This is a genomic window from Pseudomonas sp. RIT-To-2 (genome assembly GCF_029623465.1).
Classification (GTDB): Bacteria; Pseudomonadota; Gammaproteobacteria; order Pseudomonadales; family Pseudomonadaceae; genus Aquipseudomonas; species Aquipseudomonas silvicola.
In genome coordinates this window covers 189,878-203,761 of the sequence record NZ_JAPYKM010000001.1, presented here as the reverse complement: position 1 = coordinate 203,761, position 13,884 = coordinate 189,878, and the positions used below count along the sequence as shown (strand labels likewise).

Genomic DNA, 13,884 nt, shown 5'->3' with positions numbered 1-13,884 from the left:
CACCACCATGGGAGCCCGGATGCTCGAATTAGTTGCCGCCTTCATCTGCCTTACCACCCTCCTCACCTACGTCAATTTCCGTTTCATCGGCCTGCCGCCCACCATCGGCGTGATGGTCACGGCGCTGATGTTTTCCCTGTTGCTGCAAGGCCTGAGCGTGCTGGGCTACCCCGGCCTGGAAGCACGCGTGCAGAGCCTGATCGGCCAGATCGATTTCGGCGACCTGCTGATGAACTGGATGCTGGCGTTCCTGCTGTTCGCCGGCGCCTTGCACGTCAACCTCAACGACCTGCGCAGCTACCGCTGGCCCATCGGCCTGCTGGCCACTTTCGGTGTATTGATTGCCACGCTGGTGATCGGCACCCTGGCGTTCTATATCTTCGGCATGTTTGGCTGGCACGTGAGCTTCCTCTACTGCCTGCTGTTCGGCGCGCTGATTTCGCCTACCGACCCCATCGCCGTGCTGGGCGTATTGCGCACGGCCAATGCGTCGAAACCACTGAAGACCACCATCGTCGGCGAGTCGCTGTTCAACGACGGTACCGCCGTGGTGGTGTTCACCGTTCTGCTGGGCATCGCCCAACAGGGTGAGACGCCGTCGATCAGCGAAACCGCCATGCTGTTCGTTCACGAAGCCATCGGCGGCGTGCTGTTTGGCGCGCTGATCGGGTACGTGGTGTACCGCATGATCAAGAGCATCGAGCAATATCAGGTCGAGGTCATGCTGACCCTGGCACTGGTGATTGGTGGTTCGGCCATGGCCTACGAGCTGCACGTCTCGGCGCCCATCGCCATGGTCACCGCAGGCCTGATCATCGGCAACCTGGGCCGCAAGCTGGCCATGAACGACATGACCCGTCGCTACATGGACGGTTTCTGGGAACTGCTGGATGACATGCTCAACGCCTTGCTGTTCGCGTTGATCGGCATGGAGCTGTTGCTGCTGCCGTTCTCGTGGATGCACGTGGTGGCGTCCAGCCTGCTGGCGGTAGCGATACTGCTATCGCGGTTGCTGACCGTGGCCCCGGCGATCCTGCTGCTGCGCCGCTGGCGCAGCGTGCCGCGGGGCACCATCCGCATCCTGACCTGGGGCGGCCTGCGCGGCGGCGTATCGGTGGCCTTGGCGCTGGCGCTGCCAGTGGGCCCGGAGCGCGACCTGCTGCTGAGCATCACCTACATCGTGGTGCTGTCGTCGATCCTGCTGCAAGGCCTGAGCATCGGCAAGCTGGTGAAAAGCGTGACCCGCGATGCGCAACAGGAAGAAGCCGCACACTGAACCTGTGGGACCGGGCGAGGCTCGGTCCCACAAACAGTCGTTACTCGACCGATTCCACGTCGAACTGATCCTTGATGTACCTGATCTCGGTGCGACCATGGGGCGCGGGCAGGCCGTCTTCGCCCAGGTTGACGAACACCATCTTGTCGACCGTGAGGATGCTCTTGCGGGTGATCTTGTTGCGCACTTCGCACGTAAGCGTGATGGAAGTGCGGCCGAACTCTGTGGCCGTGATGCCCAGCTCGATGATGTCGCCCTGACGCGAGGCGCTGACGAAGTTGATCTCCGAGATGTACTTGGTGACCACGCGCTGGTTGCCCAACTGGACAATGGCGTAGATCGCCGCCTCTTCGTCGATCCAGCGCAACAGGCTGCCACCGAACAGCGTGCCGTTGGGGTTGAGGTCTTCGGGTTTTACCCATTTGCGGGTGTGGAAGTTCATGCTCGCTCCTGACCGTCTTGCCTTTGATGCCCCCATCATCGCAGACCTTCGCCACAGCCTCCATTGGACTATCGCTATGGCGTCGATAAACCTTCGAGCGGTTATCAGCAGAAAGCCTTGGGCAGCGCCGCCTTCCTCTATATAATCGCTGCGTTCGATTACAGCGGCCACGTGTTTCCAGGCCGCTCCCGCCACCTGTCCGAGGGGCGCTGCAGCAGGGACACCTGTCAGGCTCGGATGGGGCGTTGCCCGCACGGTTGGTCCGTACGGGCTCTAAACGCACAACGGCGCCCATTCGCACATTACGAATGGAGGCTCTTCATGAGCGCTGTACACACGCCTGCAGGTTTCACCGATTTCAAGGTTGCCGACATCTCCCTGGCCGCCTGGGGCCGTCGCGAGACCATCATCGCCGAGTCGGAAATGCCTGCACTGATGGGCCTGCGCCGCAAATACGCTGGCGAGCAACCGCTCAAGGGCGCGAAGATCCTGGGCTGCATCCACATGACCATTCAGACTGCCGTGCTGATCGAAACCCTGGTTGCCCTGGGTGCCGAAGTACGCTGGTCGTCGTGCAACATCTTCTCCACCCAGGACCAGGCCGCTGCCGCCATCGCCGCCGCCGGCATTCCTGTGTTCGCCTGGAAAGGTGAAACCGAGGAAGAGTACGAGTGGTGCATCGAGCAGACCATCCTCAAGGATGGCCAGCCTTGGGACGCCAACATGATTCTGGACGACGGCGGCGACCTGACCGAAATCCTGCACAAGAAATACCCGGCCATGCTGGAGCGCATCCACGGCGTGACCGAGGAAACCACCACTGGCGTTCACCGCCTGCTGGACATGCTGGCCAAGGGCGAGCTGAAAATCCCGGCCATCAACGTCAACGACTCGGTGACCAAGAGCAAGAACGACAACAAATACGGCTGCCGTCACAGCCTGAACGATGCCATCAAGCGCGGCACCGACCACCTGCTGTCGGGCAAGCAAGCCCTGGTGATCGGCTACGGCGACGTGGGCAAGGGCTCGGCCCAGTCCCTGCGTCAGGAAGGCATGATCGTCAAGGTCACCGAAGTCGACCCGATCTGCGCCATGCAAGCCTGCATGGACGGTTTCGAACTGGTCTCGCCGTTCGTCAACGGTGAAAACGACGGTACCGAAGCCAGCATCGACAAGGCCCTGCTGGGCAAGATCGACCTGATCGTCACCACCACCGGTAACGTCAACGTCTGCGATGCAAACATGCTCAAAGCCCTGAAGAAGCGCGCCGTTGTCTGCAACATCGGCCACTTCGACAACGAAATCGACACCGCTTTCATGCGCAAGAACTGGGCATGGGAAGAGGTCAAGCCACAGGTACACAAGATCCACCGTACCGGCCCGGGCGCCTTCGACGCTCAGAACGACGACTACCTGATCCTGCTGGCCGAAGGCCGCCTGGTTAACCTGGGCAACGCTACCGGCCACCCAAGCCGCATCATGGATGGCTCGTTCGCCAACCAGGTACTGGCACAGATCTTCCTGTTCGAGCAGAAGTACGCCGACCTGTCGCCAGCCCAGAAAGCCGAGCGCCTGACCGTTGAAGTACTGCCGAAGAAGCTCGACGAAGAAGTGGCCCTGGAAATGGTCCGCGGCTTCGGCGGCGTGGTCACCAAACTGACCAAACAGCAGGCCGACTACATCGGCGTGACCGTCGACGGCCCGTTCAAGCCGCACGCTTACCGCTACTAAGCAGCGGCAAGTTGTGAGCTGCAAGCTGCAAGCAGAAGCGCGACCGTGCTGACCTGCTTGCAGCTTTTTGTCTTCGCGAAATTTGCTCCCTGATAGCGCTGAAGCTTCTGCAAAACCTGCAGGCGGACCCGGTCCTCCTTGCAGCTTGCAGCTAAAAGCTTGCAGCTGAGGAACAACCATGTCCCAGGAACGCCGCTTCAGCTTCGAGTTCTTCCCGACCAAGACCGACGCTGGGCATGAAAAACTGCTGAACGTGGCCCGCCAGCTGGCCGGCTACAACCCCGATTTCTTCTCCTGCACCTATGGTGCCGGGGGCTCTACCCGCGACCGCACGCTCAACACCGTGCTGCAGCTGGAAAACGAGGTGAAGGTCCCTGCCGCCCCGCACCTGTCGTGCGTTGGTGACAGCAAGGCCGACCTGCGCGCCCTGCTAGCGCAGTACAAGGATGCCGGCATCAAGCGCATCGTCGCCCTGCGCGGTGACTTGCCTTCTGGCATGGGCATGGCCAGCGGCGAGCTGCGCCATGCCAATGACCTGGTGGAGTTCATTCGCGCCGAGAGCGGCGATCACTTCCATATCGAAGTGGCCGCCTACCCGGAGATGCACCCCCAGGCGCACAACTTCGAAGACGACATCAAGAACTTCGTGCGCAAGGCCAATGCCGGTGCCGATAGCGCCATCACCCAGTACTTCTTCAACGCCGACAGCTACTTCCATTTCGTCGAGCGCGTGCAGAAGGCCGGCGTGGACATCCCGATCGTGCCGGGCATCATGCCGATCACCAACTACAGCAAGCTGGCACGCTTCTCCGACGCCTGTGGCGCCGAGATCCCACGGTGGATCCGCAAGCAGCTTGAAGCCTACGCGGACGATGTCGCCAGCATCCAGCGGTTCGGCGAGCAAGTGATCACGCAGATGTGCGAGCAACTGCTGGAAGGCGGCGCCCCGGGGCTGCACTTCTATACGCTGAACCAGGCCGAGCCAAGCCTGGCGGTATGGAACAACCTGAAATTGCCCCGCTAGTCAAAACTTAAGGGGAAATTCAGCAAGGCCTTGGTAAAGTACCAAGGCCTTTTTTATTTCCACTTTGCTTCAAGGACGACACACGACATGCCTTCTGTAACCGCGGTGCGCCCGCAGTTGGTTTACCTGGTGTTCGGTTCCGACACTTATCACCAGGAAGCCATCTTCAGCATCGCCAGCGCCATTGCTCAACTGGGGCCGGCAGCTGAATTGCCGCTTGATATCCAGGTCTTCACCGACAACCCCGCGCCCTACGCACGGCTGCCGGTACGCGTACGCCCATTGAGTGCCGAAACCCGTCAGGCCTGGAGTTTGCCCCACGGCTACCACTTCCGCACCAAGCACGTGGCGTTGCGTGAAATTCTCCAGGAATCGGAACTGGCCCTGCTGATCGACACCGATACGTTCTTCCATGTATCGCCCCTGGCGCTGTTCGAGCGTATCCAACCGGGCACACTGCTGTGCAATGCTTTCACCATGCGCTACCAGCAGGCCAATGGTTCACCGCTGTATGACGAACTGGGTGACGAGCTCAAGGCCGCGGGCATGGCCGATGATGACATGTGGTTGCTCAACTCCGGGGTGATCGGCTTGTACCAGAGCGACATCGGCCTGCTGGACCGCTCCATCGAACTGATGGACGACTTTTACCCTCGCACGCCCACCGCCTACACCCTGGAAGAGTTCTGCCTGACGCTGGCTGCCTACAAGCAGTACCAGGTGCGTGAATGCCCCGAGCTGATCCACCATTACTGGAGCCGCAAGCTGCTGATGCGAGCCAAGGTTCAGGCCTGGTTGCGCAAACACCGCGAACAGCCCCTGGCCCCCCAGGCTCTGGCGGATATACGCCAGGTCAGCAGCCACATTCCAAGGCCACCGGCCTTGCAGCGCCTGCTATACAAGACCGTGACCCTGGCCCTGCCGCGCCAGCAGCGCCAGTTCATGCGCGAAATCCTCTACGGCTGCTACGAGCATGCCAACGAATTCGACCGGGCTTGCGCCCCGGTGTGGTGGGACAAGGCTCGGCAGAACCTGCAGGAACGCCAGGCCGCGCCCATGGAGGCCGGGCAACTGCAGCATTGGCTGGATTCACCGGTAAACCGCCTGATTCTGGGCAAGCGCCGCAAGGCCATCTACCAGCACCTGGTCAGCAACCAGAGCAACTGATGGCGTTGCCAACCCATGGGCGGCGTCGTACTCTGCCGCCATGCCCGCTTTCCTAACGCTGCTGACAGCCATGTTCCTGACTTGCCTGAGCCTGAGCGCCCAGGCCGAGCGGCTACGCATTGTCACCGACCCCTGGGCGCCCTATGCCTACCAGGAGGATGGCCAGGGAAAAGGCATCGACTACGAGGTCGCCACCAAGGTTTTCGAGCGCCTGGGCGTGGAAATAGAATGGCAGTTCCTGCCCTGGAAGCGCTGCCTGGCCATGCTCGACCAGGGCGAAGCCGATGGCGTGCTGGATATCTTCCGCACCCCGGAGCGCGAAGCGAAGCTGCTGTACCCTGACGAACCGCTGTCCGACACTCAGTTCGTGCTGTTCCAGGCCAATTCCAGCCCCCATGCCGTCAACAGCCTGGGCGACCTTGGCGGGCTAACCATCGGAACGTCCGCTGGCTACAACTACGGTGACGCGTTCATGCAAGCCAGCGAATTCAACCGCGAGGCCGCCGCCAGCCAGGAAGCCAATTTCGGCAAGCTGATCCGCAACCGGGTGGACCTGGTCATCACTGACCTGCGCGTGGGGCAATACACCCTCGAGACCATGGGCCTGCAGGGCAAGGTCAGTGCCCTGCCCCTGGTGATCAACCGCCAGCCCCAATACCTGGCGGTACGCCGTGGCGCCGGCATGGACCAGCTGGCGCTGCGCTTTGCCATCGAGCTTCGACGCTTCAAGCGCGAGCCCGCCTACACGGAGCTGACGACTCGCTATGCTACTGTATCTTCGGCGAATAAAACCGTTGAGCAGCATGAAAGCAGCGCGCTGTGATTGCTCTGTTATACTCCGACCTTCCCGCCAGGCTTACGCCCGGACGCCCGGCCTTGCAAAAGGCACCCCGACCCGCTCGACTGCCCGGCTCATGCCCGCTCAGCGAGGTCCGGATGCGCATTGAAGGCCCGGCAGGACCGGACGCGATAGTGCCCTCGTGCACCCGTCGCGCCAGGCAAGATTCCCATTGGGCAAAGCCCTCACTAGAACAGGATTACTCATGTCCTTTGCTTCCCTCGGTCTCTCCGAGGCTTTAGTCCGCGCCATCGAGGCGGCGGGCTATACCCAGCCTACTCCGGTGCAACAGCGGGCTATTCCCGCCGTGTTGCAAGGTCGTGACTTGATGGTCGCGGCACAGACAGGTACAGGTAAAACCGGTGGTTTCGCCCTTCCGATCCTGGAACGGCTGTTTCCCAACGGTCACCCGGACAAATCCCAGCGTCATGGCCCGCGCCAACCGCGCGTGCTGGTGCTGACCCCCACCCGCGAGCTGGCGGCCCAGGTGCATGACAGCTTCAAGATCTATGCTCGCGACCTGAAGTTCGTCAGCACCTGCATCTTCGGCGGCGTCGGCATGAACCCACAGGTGCAGGCCATGGCCCGCGGCGTCGACGTTCTGGTGGCCTGCCCCGGTCGCCTGCTCGACCTGTGCGGCCAGGGCAGCGTCGACCTCTCCCACGTGGAAATCCTCGTGCTGGACGAAGCCGACCGCATGCTCGACATGGGCTTCGTCCATGACGTCAAGAAAGTGCTGGCACGCCTGCCGGCCAAGCGCCAGAACCTGCTGTTCTCGGCCACTTTCTCCAAGGACATCACCGACCTTGCCGGCAAGCTGCTGCACAACCCAGAGCGCATCGAAGTCACGCCACCCAACACCACGGTGGAGCGCATCGAGCAACGGGTCTACCGCCTGCCTGCCGCCCACAAGCGTTCGCTGCTGGCTCACCTGATCACCCTGGGTGCCTGGGAACAGGTACTGGTGTTCACGCGCACCAAGCATGGCGCCAACCGCCTGGCCGAGTACCTGGAAAAGCACGGCCTGAGCGCCGTTGCCATCCACGGCAACAAGAGCCAGAACGCCCGCACCAAAGCCCTGGCCGACTTCAAGGCCGGTGCCGTGCGCATCATGGTCGCCACCGACATCGCTGCCCGCGGCCTGGACATCGACCAGTTGCCGCACGTGGTGAACTTCGAGCTGCCCAACGTCGATGAAGACTACGTGCACCGTATCGGCCGTACCGGCCGTGCCGGTCGCAGCGGTGAGGCTATCTCGCTGGTCGCCCCGGACGAGGAAAAGCTGCTCAAGAGCATTGAGCGCATGACCAAGCAGAAGATCCCTGACGGCGACCTGATGGGCTTCGACATCAATGCCGTGGAGGCCGAGAAGCCCGAGGTGCGCGAGCGCCCGCAGGCCAACGCCCCGCGCAACGCCCGTGGCCCGCGTGGTGACGGTGCCAACGCCAGCAACGGTGCTGGCCGCAAGGACAAAGGCAAGGACAAGGGCCGCGAGAAGGCCAGGGAACAAGGTAAGGAGCAAGGCAAGGAAAAGCCCGCCGGGGCGCGTTCTGAACGCCAACCCCGTGACCAGAAGCCGCGTCAGGCCCAGTCCACTCCAAAGCCGCCGGTAGCTCCTGCCGACCGCGCGCCGGACGAGTTCCTGGATGACGAAGTGGACAACTTTGGTAACCGCGCCGACTACGTCAGCCCTTACCAGAACAAGAACCAGGGCCGTAACCGCCGCCCAGGTGCCCCGGCACCAGCAGGCGGCGCGGCTCCGGCTTCGGCGCCGCGCCCGCCCCGCCAGGGCACGCCGCGCAGCAACACGCCAGCCGCTGGCAAACCGGCCGGTGACAAGCGTAACGGCCCACGCAGCAATGGTGGTGGCGCCCGTGATGGCCAGCCACGCCGCGACAACAATGGCGGCGGCCGCAACCGTCGACCGGCCCGTGACGAGCAACCTCGTCAGGAACCGGCCGTGAGCAACTCGCGCGCACCGCAGAACCAGCCGCGCATCGTGCACAAGGAATCGAAGATCGATCGCTTCCCGACCGCCGAACAGCTGGAACAGCTGGAGTCGCTGCCGAGCCGTCGCAACGGTGAAAAGCCAGCGCTGCTGACCCGTAACCGCGAAGGTTGAGCCGAAAAAAAACCGCAGCCATTGGCTGCGGTTTTTTTGTGCCTGAAGAAATTACTTCTTCTGCACGCCCTCGAAGGTGATGTCCAGGGTCAGGGTGTCGGACTGCGGGCCCAGGTCCATCATCTTGCCGAAATCAGAGCGCTTGATGGTGGTGGTGCCTTCAAAGCCGGCGCGGTAGCCGCCCCATGGGTCCTTGCCTTCACCCAGGAACACGGTCTTGACCACGACTGGCTTGGTCACACCGTGCAGGGTCAGGTCACCGGTCACGTCGGCGGTCAGCTTGCCATCAGCATTCTTGCCGGTTGGCTTGACGCTGGTGGAGACGAACGTAGCCGTCGGGTACTTGTCGGTTTCCAGGAAGTCCTTGCTCTGGATGTGCTTGTCACGCTCAGCGTGGTTGGTGTCCACGCTCTTGGTGTTCAGGGTGATGCTGATCTTGCTGTCTTCAGGCTTGGCGGCGTCGAAGCTGAAGGTACCGGTCCAGTCCTTGAACGTACCGTAGATGAAGCTGTAGCCCAGGTGGCTGATCTTGAAATTGATGAAGGCATGGTTGCCTTCCTTGTCGATGGTGTAGTCAGCAGCCATGGCCTGGCCGGCCGTCAGCAGTGCGGTACCCAGAGCCAGAGCGGCCAGTGTCTTCTTCAACATGTGCAATATTCCTTGGGATTGAGTTGAGGTTCAGGCTTTGCGTCCCAGCATGCGTACCAGGGTCGCGTCACGGTCGATAAAGTGGTGCTTGAGCGCAGCCAGGCCATGGAGTACAGCAAAGATCACCAGGATCCAGGCCAGGTAAAGGTGCACGTCGCCTGCGGTTTCCGCCTGGTTGGGCAGGCCGCTGACCAGCGCGGGTACTTCGAACAGGCCGAACACCGGAATTCCCACGCCATCAGCCGTGGAGATCAGGTAACCGGCCGCCATCACCAGGAACAGGTCCAGGTAAAGGAAGGCATGACCCAGTTTTGCAGCGATACGCGTCAACCGGCCCTGGGTAGGTGGAGGCGGCGGCGGTGGGCTGATGAAGCGCCAGACCACGCGCAACACCATGAACAGGAACAGCGTCAGGCCGATGCTTTTGTGCAGGTCGGGGCCAGCCTTGCGCCATGGGTCGTAGTACCCCAGGTCAACCATCCACAGGCCCAGGGCGAACAAACCGAATACCGCCAGCGCCACACCCCAGTGCAGGAACATGCTGACCCAGCCGTAGCGGGAAGTTGAGTTGCGTAACTGCATCACGGTCATCCTGTAGGTTCTGATACAAAGACTAGCTTTTTATCTATCGAATTAAAGCGGAAAATTTCGCTTTGAAATATCGAAATACACGATGCAATACCTTAGACGTAAAGCGTTAAGCGATCGTTAACACGGCGACGGGGCCGATCATCAAGGTTTCAGGGTTGGCGGTTGCCCCGAAGGCAGCCATTGCATAGGCTTGCGCGATTGTTTGCCGAGCATGGCGACCACGCCGCTGCCAGGAGAGAGAAAATGGGCCTCAACAACCAGTGGATGCAGCGCGACCTCAAGGTCCTGTGGCACCCCTGCACCCAAATGAAAGACCACGAGCAGCTGCCGCTGATCCCGATCAAACGCGGTGAAGGCGTCTGGCTGGAAGACTTCGAAGGCAAGCGCTACCTGGATGCCGTCAGCTCATGGTGGGTAAACGTGTTCGGCCACGCCAACCCGCGCATCAACCAGCGCATCAAGGACCAGGTCGACCAGTTGGAGCACGTGATCCTCGCTGGCTTCAGCCACCAGCCGGTTATCGAGCTGTCCGAGCGCCTGGTCAAGATGACCCCCGAGGGCCTGAACCGGGTGTTCTACGCCGATAACGGTTCGTCCTGCATCGAAGTGGCGCTGAAGATGAGCTTCCACTACTGGGTCAACCGCGGCCAGCCGAACAAGAAGCGCTTTGTCACCCTGACCAACAGCTACCACGGCGAGACCATCGCCGCCATGGCTGTGGGCGATGTACCGCTGTTCACCGAGACCTACAAGGCACTGCTGCTGGACACCCTCAAGGTGCCGAGCCCCGACTGCTACCTGCGCCCCGAGGGCATGAGCTGGGAAGAACATTCGCGGCACATGTTCCAGGCCATGGAGCAGACCCTGGCGGAGAACCATGACAGTGTCGCCGCCGTCATCGTCGAGCCGCTGATCCAGGGGGCCGGTGGCATGCGCATGTACCACCCGGTGTACCTCAAGCTGCTGCGCGAAGCCTGCGACCGCTACAACGTGCACCTGATCCATGACGAGATCGCCGTGGGCTTCGGCCGCACCGGCACCATGTTCGCCTGCGAGCAGGCCGGCATCCGCCCGGACTTCCTGTGCTTGTCCAAGGCCCTCACCGGCGGCTATCTGCCCCTGGCCGCGTGCCTGACCACCGATGACGTGTACAGCGCTTTCTACGACGAGTACCCCACCCTGCGCGCCTTCCTGCACTCGCACAGCTACACCGGCAACCCGCTGGCATGCGCGGCGGCCCTGGCCACGCTGGATATCTTCGAGCAGGACAACGTCATCGAGAACAACAAGGCCCTCGCTGCGCGCATGGCCAGCGCCACCGCGCACCTGGCCGACCACGACCACGTCTCGGAGATTCGCCAGACCGGCATGGTACTGGCCATCGAGATGGTCCAGGACAAGGCCAGCAAGGCCGCCTACCCCTGGCAGGAACGCCGCGGCCTGCAGGTGTTCAACCACGCCCTGACCCGCGGTGCCCTGCTGCGCCCCTTGGGCAGCGTGGTGTATTTCCTGCCGCCTTACATCATTACCCCGGAGCAGATCGACTTCCTCGCCGAAGTGGCCAGTGAAGGCATCGACATCGCCACCCGCACCAGCGTCAGCGTGGCCGTGCCGAGCGACTTCCACCCCGACTTCCGCGACCCGGGCTAGTAGCCCGCTACCCGGCCCCACCATCAGATTCGAGACACTCCATGAGACTTTCCCGCTTTTACATTGATGCGCCCCTGAGCCTGGGCGAGCACGAGCTGCCCGAGGCCCAGGCCCACTACATCGGCCGCGTGCTGCGCATGGCCGAGGGCGACGCCGTGCAGTTGTTCGACGGTTCAGGCCAGGAGTACCGCGGCGCGCTGCTGGAAGTCGGCAAGAAGCGCGTGCGCGTGCAACTGGACGAGGCCTTCGCCGGCCAGCCCCAGTCCAGCCTGAAGATTCACCTGGGCCAGGGCCTTTCCCGTGGCGAACGCATGGACTGGGCCATCCAGAAGGCTACTGAGCTGGGCGTCAGCGAGATCACCCCGATCATCAGCGAGCGCTGCGAAGTGCGCCTCAAGGACGAGCGCGCGGAAAAGCGTCAGGCCCACTGGCAGCAGATCGCCGTCAGTGCTTGCGAACAGTGCGGGCGCTCCACGGTGCCGGTCATTCACCCGCCACTGCTGCTCAGCGAATGGCTCAAAGCCTGCGACGCGGAACTGAAACTGGTGCTGCACCCGGTGGCCGAACCTTTGGTGAGCCATGCCAGGCCAGCCACTCTGGCGTTCCTGATCGGGCCTGAAGGCGGCCTGGCAGATGCCGAGGTCAGCCAGGCTCAGACGGCAGGCTTCCATTCGGCGCGCCTCGGCCCGCGGGTGCTGCGTACCGAAACGGCGCCGGTGGTGGCGTTGGCGGTCGCCCAGCAGTTATGGGGCGATTTCTAAAGCACGTAGAAAAACACCGCCACGAAATGCAAAAGGCTGCCGGCGATCACGAACAGGTGCCAGATGCCGTGCCAGTGGCGGAAGCGCGTGTCATAGGCGAAGAAGATGATGCCGACGGTGTACAACACCCCACCGGTGGCCAGCCAGGTGAACCCGGCAGTGCCCAGGGTGGCCAGCAGTGGCTTGACCGCCACCAGCACGATCCAGCCCATTACGGCGTAGATGATGATGGACAATACCCGCGCTTCCGAGCGCGGTTTTATTTCCTGGAGCATGCCGATCACCGCCAGCCCCCAGACCACTCCGAACAGCGTCCAGCCCCAGGGCCCGCGCAGCGTCACCAGGCAGAAAGGCGTGTAGCTGCCGGCAATCAGCAGGTAGATCGAAAAATGATCAACCTTTTGCATGATCACTTTCGCGCGCCCTCGCACGCTGTGATAAACCGTGGAAGCGCTGTAGAGCGTCACCAGGGTTACCCCGTAGATCGCCATGCTGACGATCTTCCATGCATCCCCCTGAAGACTGGCCAGCACCAGCATCCATACTGCGCCAATTGAAGCCAGCACGGCACCGACCAGGTGTGTCCAGGCGTTGAACCGTTCGCCGTGATACATGCAGTCGTTTCTCCTTGGTTTCCATTGGGTCGACAATGCCGTCTCAGGCACAATCCTCTCCTACCCTACCAGAGCTCGTGCCATGTTGATCGACGAAGAGTTGACCTTGAAGAAGCTGGAAATATTCCTGGCCTTCATGCGCACCGGCAACCTGGGCCGTGCGGCGGCGGAGCTTTGCACCAGCAATGTCAGCGTGCACCGGGCCATTCACTCATTGGAAAGTGCCCTGCGCTGCCCGCTGTTCAAGCATGAGGGGCGCAACCTGACGCCGCTGGAGAGTGCCTATGTGCTGGAGGAGCACGCGCAGAAGCTGGTGCAGGATGTGCTTGGCGCGGTTCGGCTGACGCGCGAGGCGGCCGGCTTCTCCGCCGAGCGTTTTCGGCTGGGGTCGCTTTATTCTCTGACGGTGAAGACCGTGCCCCAGTTGATCATGGGCCTCAAGCTGCGGCGCAGCGAACTGAATATCGACCTGATCCTGGGCTCCAACATCGACCTGTTGTACAAGCTAAAGAACATGGAGGTGGATGCCATCCTGGTGTCACTGGACGAAAGCATCAGCGACCCGGACTGCGAGCAATTGCCGCTGTTCTCGGACGATATTTTCCTCGCTACCCCAGCTGATTCGCCGTTTGCCGGGCGAAGTGAAGTGGACCTGGCCGACCTGCGCGAAGACACCTTCATCACCCTGACCCAGGGCTTCGCTACCCACCAGGACGGGGTGCGCGTGTTTCAGCAGGCCGGTTTCGAGCCCAAGGTGGCGATGCAGGTCAACGATATCTTCACGCTGCTGAGCATGGTCAGTTCGGGGGTGGGTTACGCGTTGCTGCCGGGGCGAGTGGCGGCGGTGTATGAAAACCGTGTGCGGCTGGTGCCATTGCAGGCGCGTTACCACCTGCAGCAGCACATCGGTGTGGTGTTCCTCAAGGCCAAGGAGCGTGACCCTAACCTGCTGGCGCTGCTCGCCGAATGCCGCATGTACGCCAACCGATTGGGTTGAGTGGCAGCTTCCGTGGGGGTGGC

The 13,884-nt window shown here is 62.1% G+C and carries 13 protein-coding genes and 1 riboswitch; of the genes, 9 read left to right on the top strand and 4 right to left on the bottom strand.

Annotated elements, in window-relative coordinates:
• Nucleotides 1-19: 19 nt before the first annotated feature.
• Complete coding sequence (locus QBK88_RS01025; protein ID WP_277960551.1) at nucleotides 20-1,276, top strand: cation:proton antiporter; 1,257 nt, start codon at nucleotides 20-22, stop codon at nucleotides 1,274-1,276.
• A 40-nt stretch (nucleotides 1,277-1,316) separates the two neighbouring features.
• Here QBK88_RS01025 and QBK88_RS01020 read toward each other — a convergent pair whose 3' ends face one another.
• Complete coding sequence (locus tag QBK88_RS01020; RefSeq protein ID WP_277960550.1) at nucleotides 1,317-1,718, bottom strand: hotdog domain-containing protein; 402 nt, start codon at nucleotides 1,716-1,718, stop codon at nucleotides 1,317-1,319.
• Nucleotides 1,719-1,913: 195 nt separating this feature from the next.
• Nucleotides 1,914-2,018, top strand: a riboswitch (S-adenosyl-L-homocysteine riboswitch).
• Nucleotides 2,019-2,039: 21 nt separating this feature from the next.
• Here QBK88_RS01020 and ahcY point away from each other — a divergent pair.
• From ahcY to QBK88_RS00995, 5 genes are all read left to right on the top strand, one after another.
• The gene (gene ahcY / locus QBK88_RS01015; RefSeq protein ID WP_277960549.1) at nucleotides 2,040-3,449 is read left to right on the top strand and encodes an adenosylhomocysteinase; all 1,410 of its coding nucleotides are present in this window, start codon (nucleotides 2,040-2,042) and stop codon (nucleotides 3,447-3,449) included.
• A 178-nt stretch (nucleotides 3,450-3,627) separates the two neighbouring features.
• Nucleotides 3,628-4,473 carry a methylenetetrahydrofolate reductase [NAD(P)H] gene (gene metF / locus QBK88_RS01010; RefSeq protein ID WP_268147496.1) on the top strand — a complete coding sequence of 282 codons (846 nt, stop codon included), beginning with the start codon at nucleotides 3,628-3,630 and terminating at the stop codon, nucleotides 4,471-4,473.
• Nucleotides 4,474-4,560: 87 nt separating this feature from the next.
• Nucleotides 4,561-5,640, top strand: coding sequence for a hypothetical protein (locus QBK88_RS01005; RefSeq protein WP_277960548.1), 1,080 nt, complete (start codon nucleotides 4,561-4,563; stop codon nucleotides 5,638-5,640).
• Between the two features lie 40 nt (nucleotides 5,641-5,680).
• Complete coding sequence (locus QBK88_RS01000; protein WP_277960547.1) at nucleotides 5,681-6,463, top strand: ABC transporter substrate-binding protein; 783 nt, start codon at nucleotides 5,681-5,683, stop codon at nucleotides 6,461-6,463.
• A 220-nt stretch (nucleotides 6,464-6,683) separates the two neighbouring features.
• Nucleotides 6,684-8,600, top strand: coding sequence for a DEAD/DEAH box helicase (locus QBK88_RS00995; RefSeq protein WP_277960546.1), 1,917 nt, complete (start codon nucleotides 6,684-6,686; stop codon nucleotides 8,598-8,600).
• A gap of 51 nt (nucleotides 8,601-8,651) precedes the next feature.
• On the opposite strand, the gene QBK88_RS00990 is transcribed toward QBK88_RS00995, so the two are convergent.
• On the bottom strand, nucleotides 8,652-9,248 hold the full coding sequence (locus tag QBK88_RS00990; protein WP_158152935.1) for a YceI family protein: 597 nt from the start codon (nucleotides 9,246-9,248) through the stop codon (nucleotides 8,652-8,654).
• Between the two features lie 30 nt (nucleotides 9,249-9,278).
• Nucleotides 9,279-9,830: a cytochrome b gene (locus tag QBK88_RS00985; protein ID WP_277960545.1), complete on the bottom strand. Its 552-nt coding sequence runs from the start codon at nucleotides 9,828-9,830 to the stop codon at nucleotides 9,279-9,281.
• A 252-nt stretch (nucleotides 9,831-10,082) separates the two neighbouring features.
• Between QBK88_RS00985 and QBK88_RS00980 the strand changes: the two genes are divergently transcribed.
• Nucleotides 10,083-11,489, top strand: coding sequence for an adenosylmethionine--8-amino-7-oxononanoate transaminase (locus tag QBK88_RS00980; protein ID WP_277960544.1), 1,407 nt, complete (start codon nucleotides 10,083-10,085; stop codon nucleotides 11,487-11,489).
• Nucleotides 11,490-11,530: 41 nt separating this feature from the next.
• Entirely contained in the window at nucleotides 11,531-12,250 is a 720-nt protein-coding gene (locus QBK88_RS00975; RefSeq protein ID WP_277960543.1) for a 16S rRNA (uracil(1498)-N(3))-methyltransferase, read from the top strand.
• Here the strand turns inward: QBK88_RS00975 and trhA are convergent.
• Nucleotides 12,247-12,864: a PAQR family membrane homeostasis protein TrhA gene (gene trhA, locus QBK88_RS00970; RefSeq protein ID WP_277960542.1), complete on the bottom strand. Its 618-nt coding sequence runs from the start codon at nucleotides 12,862-12,864 to the stop codon at nucleotides 12,247-12,249. The two genes, QBK88_RS00975 and trhA, sit on opposite strands and share 4 nt — an antisense overlap.
• Nucleotides 12,865-12,946: 82 nt before the next feature.
• Between trhA and QBK88_RS00965 the strand changes: the two genes are divergently transcribed.
• Complete coding sequence (locus QBK88_RS00965) at nucleotides 12,947-13,861, top strand: LysR family transcriptional regulator (protein WP_277960541.1); 915 nt, start codon at nucleotides 12,947-12,949, stop codon at nucleotides 13,859-13,861.
• Nucleotides 13,862-13,884: the final 23 nt, after the last annotated feature.